General features: G+C 66.1%; 8 protein-coding genes. 4 read left to right on the forward strand and 4 right to left on the reverse strand.

The features are described 5' to 3' along the window. Nucleotides 1-50: 50 nt before the first annotated feature. Nucleotides 51-4,973 carry an Ig-like domain repeat protein gene (locus CHB87_RS18510; RefSeq protein ID WP_089409937.1) on the reverse strand — a complete coding sequence of 1,641 codons (4,923 nt, stop codon included), beginning with the start codon at nucleotides 4,971-4,973 and terminating at the stop codon, nucleotides 51-53. A 116-nt stretch (nucleotides 4,974-5,089) separates the two neighbouring features. Then, nucleotides 5,090-5,938 (reverse strand): EAL domain-containing protein, encoded by an 849-nt coding sequence (locus tag CHB87_RS18515; protein WP_089409938.1) that lies wholly within the window; start codon nucleotides 5,936-5,938, stop codon nucleotides 5,090-5,092. A 422-nt stretch (nucleotides 5,939-6,360) separates the two neighbouring features. Between CHB87_RS18515 and CHB87_RS18520 the strand changes: the two genes are divergently transcribed. The 4 genes from CHB87_RS18520 (at nucleotide 6,361) to CHB87_RS18535 (ending at nucleotide 12,025) form a co-directional block, all read left to right on the forward strand. Further along, nucleotides 6,361-6,930: a sigma-70 family RNA polymerase sigma factor gene (locus CHB87_RS18520; protein ID WP_089409939.1), complete on the forward strand. Its 570-nt coding sequence runs from the start codon at nucleotides 6,361-6,363 to the stop codon at nucleotides 6,928-6,930. Nucleotides 6,931-7,132: 202 nt separating this feature from the next. Next, nucleotides 7,133-10,240 (forward strand): protein kinase domain-containing protein, encoded by a 3,108-nt coding sequence (locus CHB87_RS18525; RefSeq protein ID WP_089409940.1) that lies wholly within the window; start codon nucleotides 7,133-7,135, stop codon nucleotides 10,238-10,240. 66 nt (nucleotides 10,241-10,306) lie between these two features. Further along, nucleotides 10,307-10,747: a hypothetical protein gene (locus CHB87_RS18530; protein ID WP_089409941.1), complete on the forward strand. Its 441-nt coding sequence runs from the start codon at nucleotides 10,307-10,309 to the stop codon at nucleotides 10,745-10,747. A gap of 225 nt (nucleotides 10,748-10,972) precedes the next feature. Continuing rightward, nucleotides 10,973-12,025, forward strand: coding sequence for a helix-turn-helix transcriptional regulator (locus CHB87_RS18535; protein WP_089409942.1), 1,053 nt, complete (start codon nucleotides 10,973-10,975; stop codon nucleotides 12,023-12,025). A gap of 338 nt (nucleotides 12,026-12,363) precedes the next feature. Here the strand turns inward: CHB87_RS18535 and CHB87_RS18540 are convergent, their stop codons facing one another. Together CHB87_RS18540 and CHB87_RS18545 are read right to left on the reverse strand one after the other, a co-directional pair. Beyond that, on the reverse strand, nucleotides 12,364-14,277 hold the full coding sequence (locus CHB87_RS18540) for an alpha-L-arabinofuranosidase C-terminal domain-containing protein (protein ID WP_089409943.1): 1,914 nt from the start codon (nucleotides 14,275-14,277) through the stop codon (nucleotides 12,364-12,366). An 89-nt stretch (nucleotides 14,278-14,366) separates the two neighbouring features. Further along, nucleotides 14,367-15,764, reverse strand: a complete 1,398-nt coding sequence (locus CHB87_RS18545; RefSeq protein ID WP_089409944.1) for a glycoside hydrolase family 28 protein — start codon at nucleotides 15,762-15,764, stop codon at nucleotides 14,367-14,369. Nucleotides 15,765-15,851: the final 87 nt, after the last annotated feature.

The following is a 15,851-nucleotide window of genomic DNA, read 5'->3' on the forward strand; positions in this document are numbered from 1 at the left end:
GGTCAGCGCTCCCGCCATCAGGAGCAATAGGTAGATCGCGTCTCTTAGCTTCACTGCGTCACCGTCAACTGCACCGCGGTGCTCTGGCTCGAACCGGTCGTAAGCCCCGTTCCGACGATCGAGAAGACATAGCTGCCGGCCGGCGTATCCTTCGTGTTCAGCCCCGCGCAGCCCGTCAGCGAAGCCACGCTACCCAGCAACAGCAGCAGCGTCAGCAGCCCCAGCGGACGCCTGAAGCGCTTGCCTCGGCCCAGCACCAGCATCAGGCCGCCCAGCGGCAGGATGCAGGCCAGCGCCAGCGTGCTCTTCGAAGCAGGCGTCTCCACCTGCGCCACGCCGCCCGAACCCAGCGGATTGCCCGTGTCGACCGTCACCGTGAAGCTCGTCGACATTCCGCCCTTCACCGCGATCGTGTCCTGCGAGAAGGTGCAGGTCGCCGACGCCGGCAGACCCGCGCAGCCGAAGGCCAGCGTATCGTTCAGCGTCGTCGCCGTCACCAGTTGCACGGTCAGCGTGCCGTGCTGGCCGCTTGCCATGGTCATCGTGTTGGGCGTCGCCTTCATGGTGAAGGCCACCGTCGGCGCCACCACCACATTGTCGACCGCCGAGGTCGAGCCCGCGAAGAGCGTATCGCCCGAGTACACCGCCGTCACGCCGTAGCTGCCCTGATCCGGCGAGACCGAGAGCGTCGCGATGCCCTGCGCGTTCAGCGTCGCCGTGCCGAAGACCGTGCCGCCCGCCACGAAGGTCACCGTACCGCCCGGCAGCCGCGATCCGTTGCCCGTCACCACGCTCAGCAGGATCAGCTGCTGGCCCGCCGTAAGCTGCGTGTTCGAAACCGTCAGCGTGTTCGTCGTCGGACGCAGCACCACCGTCTGGGTCAGCGTCGCGGGAGTCGCCGCCGTATTCTGCGCATCGCCCGCGTAAGTCGCGACCAGGGCATGCGTGCCCAGCGCCGGACTCGTCAGCGTAAAGCTCGCCACGCCGTTCGTGCCAATCACCGCCGTGCCGATCGTCGCGCCGCCATCGGTCAACACCACGTTGCCGGTCGGAGGCGTCGCCGTGCCGTTGCTTACCGTCGCCGTGATCGTCACGCTATCGGTCAGCAGCGAGGGGTTCGCGCTGGAGGCAAGCGACAGGCTCGTCTGCTGCACGATCTGCTGGCTCACCGCCGCCGAGACGCTGCCATTGTCGTTCGTATCGCCGCTGTACTGCGCGGTCATGTTGTGTACGCCGGGCGCCAGCGTCGACACCGTCAGCGTCGCCTGCGCCGTCGCGCCGCTTGCATCCGGCGTAGCCGCCACCGTCGCCAGCACCTTCGAACCGTCGAGGAAGCTCACGCTACCGGTCGGCGCGCCGCCGTTGCCCGCAATCGTCGCGTGGAAGGTCACCGCCACGCCGGTGAACGCCGGGTTCAGGCTGCTCGTCAACACCGTCGTGGTCGTCGCGATGCTCACGATGTTTACCACCGTGTTCGATGTGCTTGCCGCATCCGTCGCATCGCCCGCGAAGGTCGCCACCATCGTATGCGTGCCCGCCTTCAGCGAGGCGGACGTGAAGACCGCGCGGCCCGTCGCATCCGGCGTTACCGTCGCCAGCAACGCGGCGCCGTCCATGATCGAGACCGAGCCCGTCGTCGCCTGGCCATTTGCTCCGGTGACGGTGACGGTCCAGGTCACCGGGCTGCCCGCGAAGCTCTGCGTCGTGCTTGCCGTCAGCGTGGTCGTCGTGCCCTGCACGATGCTCTGCGTCAGCGGCGAGGAGTTGGTCGCGCTGTGGTTCGCATCGCCCTGGTACTTCGCCGTCAGCGTATGCGATCCGATCGCCAGCGTGCTCGTCGCATAGGTCGCCGTGCCCGTGCCATCGACCGCGATGGTTGCCAGCACCGTCGCGCCGTCCGTGAAGATCACATTGCCCGTCGGCACGCTGCCCGTGCCGCTGACGACCGCCGTCAGCACCAGCGAACTGCCGTAGTTCGACGGATTCTTGCTGCTCGCAAGCGTCGTCGTCGTCGAGGCCGACTGCACCACCTGGGTCAGCGCCGGCGAGGTCGAGCCATTGTCGCTCGCATCGCCCCCATAGACCGCCGTGATGCTGTGCGAGCCGAGCGCCAGCGTCGCCGTGTTCAGCGTCGCGATGCCGTCGATGCTGGTCGTGCCCGTACCCAGCAGCGTCGCGCCGTCATAGAACGACACCGTGCCCGTGGGCGTGCCGCCGTTACCCTTCACCGTCGCCGTAAAGGTGATCGCTCCACCCTGGCCGATCGGCGAGGCCGACGTGTTCACCGACACCGTCGTCGTCGCCAGGTTGACGATCTGCTTCACCGCGGCCGAGGTGATCGCGGTATCCTTCGCATCGCCGCCATACACCGCCGTCAGCGTGTGCGTACCGACCGTCCAGTTCGTGCCCTGCACGACCAGCGTGGCGGAGCCGCCCGCATTCAGCGTACCCGTGCCCAGCGTCGTCGCGCCGTCGTAGAACGTAACCGTTCCGGTGGCAATTCCACCGGTCGTCGTAATGGCCGCCGTCAGGGTCAACGGCGCGCCCGCCGCCGAGGGATTCGCATTCGTGCTCAGTGCGATCCCCGAGCTGGCGATCGTGACGTTCTCCGACAGCGAGCCGGAGGTGCTCGTCGCATAGTTGCTGTTGCCACTGTAGACCGCCGACAGCGCATGCGATCCCACACCCAGACTTGTAACGCTGGCGGTTGCATTTCCATTGTTCACCGTGCCCGAACCCACCAGCGTCGCGCCGTCGTAGAACGACACCGAGCCCGAGATCGTGCCCGTACCCGCACCCGCCACGGCCACCGTCACCGTCGAGGTCAGCGTCAGCGCGGCGCCCGCCACGGCCGGGTTGGCCGAGGAGCTGATCGTCGTCTTCGTCGCCGCCACCGGATCCTTCACCACCTGCGTCAGCACGGCCGAGACGCCCGACGTGTTGCTCGTATCTCCCCCGTAAGAAGCCGTGATCGAGTGCGTGCCCGCGGCCAGCGTCGCGATGTTGAAGTTCGCCGAGCCGGAGACCAGCGTCGCCGTACCCAGCGTCGCCGTACCGTCCAGCAACGTCACCGTGCCCGTAGGCGTCGTGCCCGCGCTGCTGGCGATGACGCTGAAGATCACCGACGCGCCCACGTTGCTCGGGTTGGCGCTCGAGGTCAGCGTCACCGTCGTCGGATCGATGGTCAGCACCTGGCCCTGCAGCGTCAACACGCCGGGCGAGTTCAGCGCGTTCGAACTTACGTTCATCGTGCCGAAGACCGGGTTGCCGATCGCCGTCGGCGCAAAGCTTGCCCCGAGGATGCACTGACCCAGCACCGCCAGCGGAGTGCTGCTGCTGCAGGTCGTGCTCCCGGCGTCGACCGCCGAGTTTGTCACGCTCGTAAAGCCTGTCACCGTCAAGGGCGCATTGCCATCGTTCTCGATCGTCTGCGACTCCGGCGTGGAGACGCGGCTTACGCGCATCGCCGGATACAGCAGCGACGCGGCGTTCGCGCTCACCTTGCGGATGCGGTTGTGGAACACGTCTGCGATATACAGACTGCCCGAGCCATCGAGCGCCAGGTCGTACGGGCCGTAGAGACCGTCCGAGGTCGCCGGCAGGCCATCGCCCATGATGGACTGGCTGCTTTCACCGGCTATCGTCGTGATCACGCCGGTCGCGACGTTCACCTTGCGCACACGGTTATTGCCGGAGTCGCCGACATACATGTTCCCCGCCACGTCCAGCGCCACGCTCGCCGGCAGGCTCAACTCCGCCTGCGACGCCAATCCGCCGTCGCCCAGAAAGCCCGGCGTGCTGGTGCCCACGATAGTGCTGATCACGCCCGAGGCGCTCACCTTGCGAATCACATTGTTGTTCTGGTCGGCGATGTAAAGCTCGCCGGTCGCGACCGCCGTCACACCGCGTGGTCCGTACAGCGTGGCCGAGGCCGCCTGTCCGCCGTCGCCCGTGTAGCTGGCGACGCCGCCCTTGCCCGCCACCGTCGAGATCGTGCCCGTCGCCACGCTCACCAGCCGGATGACGTCGTTGCCCGTGTCCGCGATGTAGAGGTTGCCGGAGGCGTCGAAGCTCAGCCCGTTCGGCTGATTCAGCGTGGCCTGCGTCGCCGCGCCGCCATCGCCCGTGTACCCCGGCGTGCCCAGCGTGCCCGCCACCGTCGTAATCACCCCGGTGAAGGCGTCGATGCGCCGCACGACGTTGTTGCCATTGTCGGAGAAGTAGATATTCCCTGCCGGGTCGAGCGCGACGCTGGTCGGCGTATTCACCGTCGCCGCCGTCGCCGGGCCGCCGTCGCCGGTCGAGCCGATCGTTCCCGTGCCGGCGATCGTCGTGATGATACTCGTTCCCGCGGCCACCTTGCGGATGCGGTTGTTGTTCGTGTCCGACAGAAACACGTTGCCGGCCGCATCCACCGTGACGCCGAAGGGCAGGAAGAGCGAGGTCTGGTTGGCCGGAACGTTATCCCCGCCATAGACCCACAGAAAGTCGCCCGCCACCGTATTGACCGTGCCCGGAATGAAGACCCCCAGCGCGCCCGTCGCCGTGCCCGCGACAAACTGCCGCCCCAGCACATTGCCCTGGCTGCTCAGCAGCACCACGGCGCCGCGACGCTCGCCCGGCGCCGTCGGCGTAAAGCTCACATTCACCGTGCAGCTCTGGCCCGCGGTATAGGTCGCGCTGGCCGAGCAGCTCCCACCGGTCGCCGCGGCAAAGTCCAGACCCCTAACGCCGCCCGTCAGCACCTGGATGCTGCCGACCGCGCCCGCCGACGACAACGTCACCGTCACCGGCAGCGTTCCACCGCTCGTGCTCACCGGCGTCGAACCCGCAAAGCGGGTCGCCTGCGCCTGCACGGCCGGGCCGCAGACCAGCGCCGTGACCGTCAGGCAAAGCCAGAGCGCGAAGGAAGAAAACTTGCTGGAAAGGGAAGAAAGACGGTTTGCGGAGGTCGATTTTAAGACAGTCGTCACGGTGCATCTCCAGGGTCGACGCCGCGTGGGCGCCGCTTACGTGGGAAGGTTGGTGGTTCAAATCTTCAATGGATCTATCGGCAGATCGCTGGGTGGCGCAAAACGGGAAACCCCGCTCAGGCCTGCATGGCGACGCTCGGCGACCGCGGCGCCTTTTGCCCTGCCCGGTCGAGCGCCCGGTCCAGTTGCAGAATCTTGGGCGAAGCCTGCCGCCGCTCCTGTCCCCACTCCAGTTGCCATGGGATCAGCCGCGGCACAGGCGCGCTGAATAGATACCCCTGCATCAGCGTGATGCCCAGCTCGCGCAACGTGTCGCATTCATCCTGCGTCTCCACGCCCTCGGCGATGACGGTCATGTTCAGCGACTTCGACAGGTCGAAGAACGCCCCCACGATCTTCTGCCGGGTCGAGTCGGTCGCGATCCCGCGAATCAGTCCGCGATCCATCTTAAGGATCTCCGGCCGGCAGTCGACCAGCATGTTCAACCCCGCGTAACCCGCGCCGAAGTCGTCCATCGCCGTCACAAACCCCGCCGCCTGGTTCGCACCCACCAGCGTCCGCAGATCCTTCAGCGACAGCTTATGGTCCTCCGTCAGCTCGACGATGATCCGCGATGCCGGAATCCCATGGTGCCGCGCCGCATTCTGCAGAAACTCCGCGTCCATCGCGCCCGCCGTCACATCCGGCTGGATGTTGATGCTCAGCACCGCGCCCAGGTCCAGCAGATGCTGCTTCGCCGCCAGCCGCATCGCGCGAAACGCGGTCCGGCGATGGAACCCATGCAGCATCTCCTTCGACATTCCGGCCACCAGATCCGGATACGCTCGCCCGTCGAGTCCACGCGTCAGCGCCTCGTAGATGGGAACCCGGCGGTTCGCCACATCCACGATCGGTTGAAAGAATACGGTGAACTTCGGAAAACCTTCGTACGCCACAGCAGGAGAGGTCGATCGTAAGGGGCCCATGTTGTCCTTCTGAACTACAAGTTAGATAGGAGTTGCGGATGCGTTACTGTTAGTTACTTTAGTTCATTCACACACCTTGTTCTACGTCGCGCGATGCAACTTCCGAGTCACCCGGCATCCCACACCGGACTCTAGCCGAATACCACCTTCCGCAGCGAGCGGTGGAAAAACCGTAAAATTCGGCTAAAAACCGACTTCTTCTGCCCTCGACCGCCCCTGGAGCTGTCCGGCCGTTCCTGCCCACCTAAGTCACCAGAACGCAGGTTACCCATACCCACGGCCCGGGCGCCCACCTCCAGCAACCGCGCAATCGCCGTCTTAAGCGCTTTCGCCGGCAGCGCAACCAACCCGCGCGAAGCGCTTGGCATCCGCCCCTCGGCCACGTATAAAAGTGGTACGCACACAGTTCCGAGAAGGACTCCGTGACTTACCTGCCAGGCGATGTGACGCAGTTGTTACACGACTTGAACAAAGGCGACAGGGTGGCGCAGGATCGCCTCATCCCGGTCGTCTATAAGGAGTTGCGCCAGATTGCAGGCAGGTATCTGCGCAAGGAGTCGCCGGACCACAGCCTGCAGCCCACCGCCCTCGTCAACGAGGTCTACCTCCGTCTGGTCAAGGTGCGCGACGTGGACTGGCACAGCCGTTCGCATTTCTTCGCCGTCTCCGCCACGCTCATGCGGCGCATTCTGGTCGACCATGCCCGCGCCAACTATGCCGCCAAGCGCGGCGCCGGCATCAGCGCCATGCTGCTGGACGATAACCTCGCCCCCATGCCCGTCCGTCCGCCCGAGATCGTCGCCCTCGATGCGGCGCTTACCGCCTTTGAGAAGCTCGACCCCGAGAAGGCCCGGATCGTCGAGATGCGTTTCTTCGGAGGCTTCACCGAACTCGAGATCGCCGAGCACCTCAACATCTCCGAGCGCACCGTCAAGCGCCACTGGCGCATCGCCAAGGCATGGCTCTACGATGAGTTGAACGCCCATGCCTGAGACCTTCCGCCCCAGAAGCTGTCGATCGAAGTGGATTGCCTTCAGGGATCCGCCAGCCGCCTGCGAGGCTTGTCATCCTGGGCGAAGCGAAGGGCCTGCTTTTTGCCGTTGCCTGTTCTTGCCTGGAACTACAGCGTAATCGCTCGTATAGTCGCCGTCCGTCGAAAGCAACACTGAACCGCTTGCCTCTGCCCCGGGTCCCATGGATAGTCAGCGCTGGGCCAACATCGATACGATCTTCCACGCCGTCCTCGAAGCTCCCGCCGAGGACCGGGGCGTCGTGCTCGACACCATGACCCGCCACGACCGCACCCTCCGCCCCGAGGTCGAACGGCTTCTCCGCGCCGACAGCGAGGCGGACGGCTATCTCGACGCCATCGACATCCCCCTGCACATCCTCGACGTCGCCGGCGCCGCGCTCCGTCCCGGCGACCTGCTCGGCAACCGCTTCCGCATCGTCGAGGAGATCGCCGAAGGCGGCATGGGACACGTCTTCCGCGCCTTCGACAACGAGCTCGGCATCGAGATCGCCCTCAAGGTCATCCGCCCCGAGATCGCCTCCAGCCCCGAGGCCATCGCGCGCTTCCGCCAGGAGGTGCTGCTCGCCCGCAGCATCAGCGACCCGCACATCTGCCGCACCTTCGACATCGACCGCGCCAAGATCGATACCGGCCACGGCGCGGGAGAGATCGTCTTCCTCACCATGGAGTTCCTGCACGGCGAGACCCTCGCCGCACGCATCAAACGCACCGGGCGACTGCCGCTCGACGTCGCCGCCAACTTCGCCGGCCAGATCGGCGAAGCTCTCCGCGCCGCCCACAAGCTCAACATCGTCCACCGCGACATGAAGCCTTCGAACATCATGATCGTCTCCAGCGAGACGGACCCCAGCGCGCCGCCCCGCGTCGTCGTGATGGACTTCGGCCTCGCCCGCCTGGCGCCCGTCGCCAGGCCCGACGGCAAGTCGATGCTCACCGGCACGAACCGTCCGCTCGGCACCATTGGCTACATGGCGCCCGAGCAGCTCGAAGGCGCGCCCGTCTCCCCCGCCACCGACCTCTACGCACTCGGCCTCATCCTCTTCGAAATGGTCACCGCCGAGCGCATCTTCCCCGCGCGCGACCTGCTCAGCGACGTCGCCCATCGCATCAAGGGTCCGGCGCCTTCGCCCCGCGCCCACACCGCCGGCCTGCCCGAGAGCTGGTGCCGCGCCATCGAGGCCTGCCTTCAGACCTCACCCGCAGACCGGCCGCAGGAGGTCGACCAGGTGCTCGCCCTGATCGCCGGCCGGCCATCTACTTATAAGCCCCAAACCGGCGGCGCCGGACGCTGGAGACAGCCCGCGCTCATCGCCACGATTTGCATCCTCGCCGTGTCCCTTTTCGTCGCTGGATTCCGCCTTTATAAGACAAGAGCCAATACAGGCGTTGCCCCCGGAGCCCTCGTCTACCTGCCGCAGGTACGCAACGAGACGGGCGATCGCACGCTCGACAGCCTTACGGAACTGCTTCGCGCCGGCCTCACCCAGTCGGCTCAGATCAACCTCCTCGACCAGGGGCGCGCCGGAGACATCATGCAGCAGATGAAGAAAAGCCCGGCCGACGCACCCGACCAGCCCACGGCGCGCGAGATCGCCATGCGCGCCGGCGCCGCGCGCATCGTCTTCGCCACCATCCGGGGCGCGAACGGCGGCTACAACCTCGACGTCGACCTGCAGGAGCCGGACACCACCCCGCAGCACTACCGCCATCGCTGGACCCGGACCTTTGCCTGGCGCGCCGCCGCCCCCGGCAGCTCCGCCACGATGGCGCCCGAGCTGCTCTCCACCGTGCGCGACGCCAACGACTGGATCCGCCAGCAGTCCGGCGAATCCGGCGAGACCATCGCCAACCTGAACACTCCGCCCGAGGACGTCACCACCGGCAACTGGCAGGCGCTGGCCGAGTTCGCCGACGCCCAGCGCCTGAAGTCCCAGCACAAGCAGGCCGAGGCGATCTACGCGCTCCAGAAGGCCATCCAGATCGATCCCGGCTTCGCCCTCGCCTACGCCACGCTGGGCGACAACCTCGTCGCGATGAGCCGCCCCATCGAGGGCTACCAGGCCTACCAGAGCGCCCTGAACGCAGGCGCCGGCCAGCGCCTCTCGCGCAAGGAACGCGACTTCATCCAGGGCAGCTTCGCCTCCGATACCCGCGACTACACCACCGCGCTCGAGGCCTTCCGCGACTACAGCGCCTTCTACCAGAACGACTCCGTCGCGTGGTACTCGCAGGCCTTTCCGCTGCTCATGCTGGACCGGCCCGAAGAGGCAATCCAGGCAGCCCTGCGCGCCAGCTCGCTCCATGACCACAAGCTGAGCGGAGCCAACGAGCTGGCCCAGAACTACATCCTGCTGGGCGACTTCGACGCCGAGCGTCAGTGGACAAACAGCCTGCGCAAGGACGGCCGCATCGACGCGGCCAACTTCGTCGACGCCGTCGGCGCCTTCGTCGAACGCCGCTACGACGAGAGCATGCGCCTGTTCCAGACCCTGAAGACCGTGCCTTCGCTTACCTACCGGCACATCGCCTACTCCGGTCCGGCGCGCCTCTTCGCCGAACGCGGCGACGACCCCGCCGCCCTGCGCGTCCTCGCCGAACAGGAGACCGCGCTCGCCGCCGTCGAAAGCAAGACCGAAAAGGCCAGCCGCTCCATCGACCGGGGCTACATCCTCTGCCGGATGCGCCGTTTCGACGCCTGCCTCGACGAGCTCCGGCAGGCCGTCGCGACCGATCCCAGCCCCGAGGTCATTCTCTGGGCCAGCGCCATCTACGGCGGAGCCATTCCGCGCATGCCGGCCCCGCTCGCCAGACGCGCGCTCGACAATCTGACCGCAATGGAAAACGCGCTGCCGAAGCAGGATATCGGCGTCATCTACACGCTCGCGCGCCTGCGGGTTCGCGGCGAAATCGAGCTCGCGAACGGACGGACGCAGGAGGCCCTCGCCGCCTTCCGCAAGGCCGACGCGCTCGACGCGCCCTTGCGCGCACGCGAGTATCTCGCCCGCGCCTACCGGATCGCGGCCGCGCACGAGACCGGCGACGCGGCCACGCAACTCCAGGAAGAGGCGTTGAAGGCATACGGCCGCGCGGCTCTTCGCCCCCGCGCCGTCTGGCGCCGTTTCGCCGAGTATCCCCCAGGTTTTGCGGCAGATGAGATGCAGGACTTTGTCGATCTGGCAAAGGCCATGCATCGCGATGACGCGAATCGACAGAACGTGGAAGCCGTTCTCGCCGGGCTACGCGGTTCGGCCCCTTTGTCGAAGCAGTAACCATGGAGCGGCGCCCCCGCTCTCCCAGCTCTCACTGCACCTCTCAACCCGCACCAGGAGATTCCAATGTCTGCCTTTTCCTACAGCAGCACCCCCAGCGCCGCCCAGGGTTCCTACGCGATGACGACCGGCAACTCGGCGCCGGCCTTCCTCGTCTGGCTCTTCCTCGTCACCCAGCCCGCCTTCATCGATGCACTCGAGGGAGTCACCGATCCGGACGGACCCTTCAAGCTCGTCTTCCAGGATCCCAAGGGCAGCGCGATCAGCCTCGAGGATCTCGCCACCCTCGTCAACCTCACACCCGAATCGGTGCGCCACATCCTGCGCGTCGGCTATCTGAAAGCGCCCGACCGCGCCGCCGCCAAGACCGCCTTCACCTACGCCTCCGCCCAGTTCGAGTCGGTGGTCGAATCGGTCACCCCCATGTACGACCCGACCGAGTGTGGCCGCGTCGGCGGCCTCACCCTGCTGGCGAAGTCCGGCGCTGCCGTCAACCCGGCATCCTGATCCATCCGGGCGGGAGCAAGCACATGCTTCTCCCGCCCGATCCTCCGCGCCGCGAAGCTGCGGGAGCGTTTTCCTCTGCGGCATAGCCACCGGCGTGCCTGCCCTGTTGTACAACTTGGCGCCGGACGCTGAGCTTAGCAAAATAAATTCCGGCCGCGTGTCCCTTTTTGGCACTGCCTCTCGCTTCAACAGTTAGAGGCAATCCACGCAAGGGAGACGCGCCCCATGAAAATCAGCTCCGATCTCATCTTCCAGCTCATCGATCATCTCTACGCCGCGCCCACATCCGCCAACGCCTGGGAAGCCTTCCTCGCCCAGCTCAACCAGCTCTGCGGCAGCGACCAGGTCTATCTCCGGCTGCCCGCCGACGCCCAGATCCACCCGGTCGCCCAGCAGCCCTCGGCCGACCAGCACCTGCTCCAGACCGTCTTCACCAACGGCCCCGTCTCGCCCGGCCGCTACCTCGCCGCCGGACCGCGCGGCCCACTGCTACCCCACGCCACCGGCCTCGCGCTCGCCCGTGCACAGGCTCGCGGACCCTTTCCCGAAGAGGCCATCCAGCTCCTCGCCGCCATCCGCCCGCATCTTGCCCGCGCGGTCGAGCAGCAGTTGGACCGCCAGCGCGCCGCGCAACAGGACGTCCTGAGCCGTCGCCCGGCCGTCTCGCCCCTCGGCTGGTTTCCCGCGCTCTTCGACATCCCCGTCATCGCGCTCGACCGCTGCTGCGCCGTCGCCGAGGTCAGCCCCGCGGCGCGCCTCGTGCTCGAGCAGGGCGGCCTCCGCGTCGCCGGCGCCACACTCACCACCGACGACGCCGAAGAAGAGATTCTGCTGCGGCAGCTCCTCGCGCAGGCCGGACCGCTTACCCGCAGCCAGGTTGCGGCGGACCCGCAGTTCGGCGGCACGGCGCTCTTCTCCCGCGCCAACTCTTTGCCGCCTCTGCGCGTCGTCCTCATGCGGCTCGGCGCGCCAGCCACGGCCGACGGCCCCACCGCGCTGCTCTTCCTGCAGTCGCCCGCCCAGCGCCCGTTCCCACGCTCGGCCCAGCTTCGCAGCCTCTACTGCCTCAACCCCACCGAGCTCCGCCTGGTCGACCAGCTCGCCAGCGGACGCAAGGTCAAAGAGGCCGCCAGCGCCCTGCGACTCACCGAAAACACCACCCGCTTTCACCTCAAGGAGGTCTTCCGCAAGATGGAGGTCAACAGCCAGACCGAGCTGCTACGGACCGTCCTCTCGATCCCCGGCTACATCGACAGCACGCGCTCCATCGCCGTCTGAGAAAACAGTTACCCACCAAACCCGAGGAAAGTTCCTCCCGAATGGGAGCTAGGCGGCGCTGCCGGCTCCACGTAACGTACATCCATCCCGATTCGGTTTTCACAAGGTCGAGATCACCGGCGTGCAGCAAGCACAGAGCCCCACTTGGGCACGCCGACTGTTTCGCTTTGCGCCAACGCGTCGTACCGATCGCCAGCGCCAACTGCTGGGGGGCAAGCCAGCGCGAGTGCGGTCGTCCGCAGGGCCACGCTCCAGTCTCCACGTCGAGACTGGAGCAATTTTTTTCCGCGAAAAAAGCCCCCACCGCCCAGAGGCGATGAGGGCCACGAGACAACCTCTTACTTCGTCGAAAGCTCCAGCACCTGGATCGAGTAACCCGGCATCGTGTGCGTGAAGCTCGCTCCGGCGATCTTTTCCGACGTCTTCACCGGCAAGATGCGCGTCGGATCGGTCAGCGTGTTCGTCTCCGCCAGGTTGCTCCCCACCAGCGACACCAGCTCCGCCGTCTTACCCACCGAACCCGCGCCATCCAGCTTCACATCCACCGTCTGCCGCGCGGACGAGGCGTTCACCAGCTTCAAAAACACCTTGCCCGAAGCCGCATCGCGCGTCACCGAGTAGAAGAACCGCGACGTGCCGCCCGTGCTCGTCGAGGTTGGAACCTCCGTGCCGAGATACTGGCCGAACATCGTCTGCGCATAAAAGCTCGGCGCGCCGTAGCTGGTCATCGCGTCGTAGCCGATCAGGTTCGACTCCCACTGCATGCCGCCCGGATTCACGTTGACGAACAGCGGCGCATACGACGCCATCACGATCAGGTCGCTGTTCCGCTCCATGCCGGTCATCCACGCCGCATCGCCCAGCGCGGCGCCGAAGTTGGTCGTCGGACCGCCCTCGCGCGTCGCCCACTCACCCACGAAGATCTTCGGCCCGTTGCGATCGACCGTATCGTAGTGCTTGACATCGTCGAAGAACTCGTCCGCACGCTTGTAGTAGTGATCGTCCAGCACGTCCGGCTTGAACTTCTTCAGCGGAGCGGTCGCGATCAGTTGGAACTGCGTCGGATACTTCGCCTTGATCGCCTTGTAAAACTGCTGATACCGCGCCTCGTAGCTGCCCGACTTATCGAACCAGTCCTCGTTGCCGATCTCGATATACTTCACCGGAAACGGCGCCGGATGACCCAGCTTCGCGCGCACCGCGCCCCACTTCGTCGACGCGTCGCCGGTCACGAACTCGATCTCATCGAGCGCATCGTCGACAAACGGCGCAAGCTGCGGTCCCGGATGAATGTGGTCGCCCCGCAGCGAGTAGCCCGCGTAGACTGCCAGCACCGTGTCGATCTTGAGATCTTCGGTCCACTCCAGAAATTCGAGCAGGCCCATGCCATCCGAAGACTGATAGCCCCAGGGGCTCGGATGCGTCGGCCGGTCGACCTCCGGACCGATCGTCGTCTTCCAGTCGAAGCGCTCATCGATCAGGTTGCCTTCCAGATAGTTGCCGCCGGGCAGCCGCAGGAACTTCGGCTTCATCTCGGCCATCTTTTCCATGATGTCCGGCCGGTTGCCGTTCTCGCGATTCTTGTAGGTCGGCGGAAACAGCGAGACCATGTCGATCCACAGCTTGCCCGCATGCCCGACCGTCAGCAGCAGATGCGCCTGCGCGGTCGGCTCGATCCCGCCCGTCGTCAGGGTAAAGTCGTGCTTCGCCCAGCTTTTCGTCAGGCCCGCCACGGTCGCCGAAGCCAGCGTCTTGCCCGTGCGGTCGTCGATCAGCGAGGCGGTCAGCGGGCCCAGATCGGCATCGGTCTTGGCATAGAGCGAACCCTTGTACGTCGTCTTCGGACGCACCGGCATGCCCCAGTAACCCTCGTTCCGGACGCCCGCCGGATTCTCCGCGTCGGCCTTGCCAATCTCGATCAGCAGGCTGTGCTGCAACGCCTCCGACGGGCCGGTCAGCGCGTCGATCTTCATCGTCGCCTGCGCATTGCCCATGTGCTCGATGTTCCAGTGCGCCACGCCGCCGAAGCCATGATCCTGAAACGTCCGGTTGCGCACCATCTCCGCATACAGCCCGCCGTCGTAGGAGTAGTTGATCTCCTCGGTCATCAACCCGTAGAGCGTGGGGCTGACGGCATGGGCCGGCTTGTCCAGTTGAATGCTGACGGTTGCGTTCTGCGCCTGAACCAGCGTCGCCGCCAGCGCAAGCGACGCCACGGCGGAGTAGATCGAAGACTTGGAAGTACGGGACATGCAGGCTCCTTTGAGATAACGTTTACCATACGTCATCGAGCCTTCGCATGGCTAGTCTGTTCAAGGAAAAATTTCTATGCCTCAGGCCCCTACGCCACCACCACAGCCTTCTGCGCATCCGGAAACGCAGCCTCGCCGTTGAAGTTCTCCATCTTCAGCGCCTGCACGTCGCTTGCCTCGAGAGCGCTCGACCAGTACTTCTCCGGATGATCGCCCCACTTCACCACGCAGTCCTTCACCAGCACCTTGTTGCCGTGGCGGATCGAGAACGCCGGCGTATCGTGCGTCTCCAGTCCGTCGCCGGCCACAGGGCGGTTGTCGAACTTGCCGCCCTCGTAGTCGGTCCACTTGTCGATCGTGATCTCGACCTTTTCGAGGACCACGTCCTCGACCGGCTGCTCCTTCTGCCCGTCGATCCGCGCGCTATTCTCCGCGCGCGCCCGGATATTGCGCAGGCGGACGTCCTTCAGCGTGCCCACCTTACCGTCCGCCGTCTCCGGCCACGCCGTAATCGAGATCGCCTCGCCCCATCCCCGCCACCGGTCCGCATGGTGCTCGGCCGCGACGATGTCGATATCGCGAAACTCGATATCCTCAATGTTTCCCGCATGCCGGTGCGCGATCGTAGGCCCGCGCCCCACCGCGACCAGCCTGCAGTGCTCGAACAGAACCTTCGAGATATCGCCGAAGCTCTCCGTCCCGACCTTCAACCCGCTCTCCCGCGAGACCACCACGCAGTTGTGGACCGCGATGCCCCGGCTCACGCCGAAGTCCTCCTTCTGCTCACTCGCCTTCACCACGATCGAGTCGCCACCGCCCACCAGGTCGCAGCCCTGAATCAACACCTCGCGGCTCCGGTCGGCCACGATCCCGTCGCAGTCCGGCACGTTCATGTAGTTGCGAATCTGCAGCTTATCCACCAGCACCCGCTCGCAGCCCAGCATGTAAAGCCCCGACTGCGGCGCGCGCCCGAAGTTCACATTCGAGATCTCCAGGTCCTTCGTGCGCAGCAGCGAGAACATGCGCGGACGAAACGCCTTCGGCGCCCAGCGCTCGTCGTTCGGATCGTAGTCCGTCATGAAGAGCCGCGCCTGCCCGTCGAGCGAGCCGCCGCTGGAGGTAATCTTCAACCCCTGCGCGCCGTCCGCGTTCAGCATCCCCGGCAGCTTGTAGTCCGCCGGATCGGTGTTCGCCACCAGCGTCGCCCCGTTGCCAAAGTGAAACTCGATGCCCGACTTCAACAGCAGCGAGCCGCAGAGAAACCGCTTTCCGTCCGGCAGGATGACGCGTCCGCCGCCCTGCGCCGCCGCCGTGTCGATGGCCTTCTGCACCGCCGCGGTGTCGACCGTGGCGCCGTCGCCCACCGCGCCGTACTTCATCACGTTGTACTCCGCCCCGCCCTGCATCCCGGGAAAGGCGTACCGCGGGCTCGCCAGCGCCGCCAGACTCACACCACCTGCGTAGAGAAACCTTCTCCGCGTCGTCATGGTCTTATCTTCCTCGTTCCGATCTCCATCCACAAGCGGAGGAAAAGTGGCAGAAATCACTCAACGCCGAAGCGCCCCGCTCTCTGC

It is taken from the genome of Granulicella rosea, assembly GCF_900188085.1.
In the GTDB taxonomy this organism is placed as follows: Bacteria; Acidobacteriota; Terriglobia; order Terriglobales; family Acidobacteriaceae; genus Edaphobacter; species Edaphobacter rosea.

Coding starts and splice junctions, on each gene's coding strand:
- CHB87_RS18515 (WP_089409938.1), bottom strand. CDS start 5,938: ATGGGCCCCTTACGATCGACCTCTCCTGCTGTGGCGTACGAAGGTTTT.
- CHB87_RS18525 (WP_089409940.1), top strand. CDS start 7,133: ATGGATAGTCAGCGCTGGGCCAACATCGATACGATCTTCCACGCCGTC.
- CHB87_RS18530 (WP_089409941.1), top strand. CDS start 10,307: ATGTCTGCCTTTTCCTACAGCAGCACCCCCAGCGCCGCCCAGGGTTCC.
- CHB87_RS18535 (WP_089409942.1), top strand. CDS start 10,973: ATGAAAATCAGCTCCGATCTCATCTTCCAGCTCATCGATCATCTCTAC.
- CHB87_RS18540 (WP_089409943.1), bottom strand. CDS start 14,277: ATGTCCCGTACTTCCAAGTCTTCGATCTACTCCGCCGTGGCGTCGCTT.
- CHB87_RS18545 (WP_089409944.1), bottom strand. CDS start 15,764: ATGACGACGCGGAGAAGGTTTCTCTACGCAGGTGGTGTGAGTCTGGCG.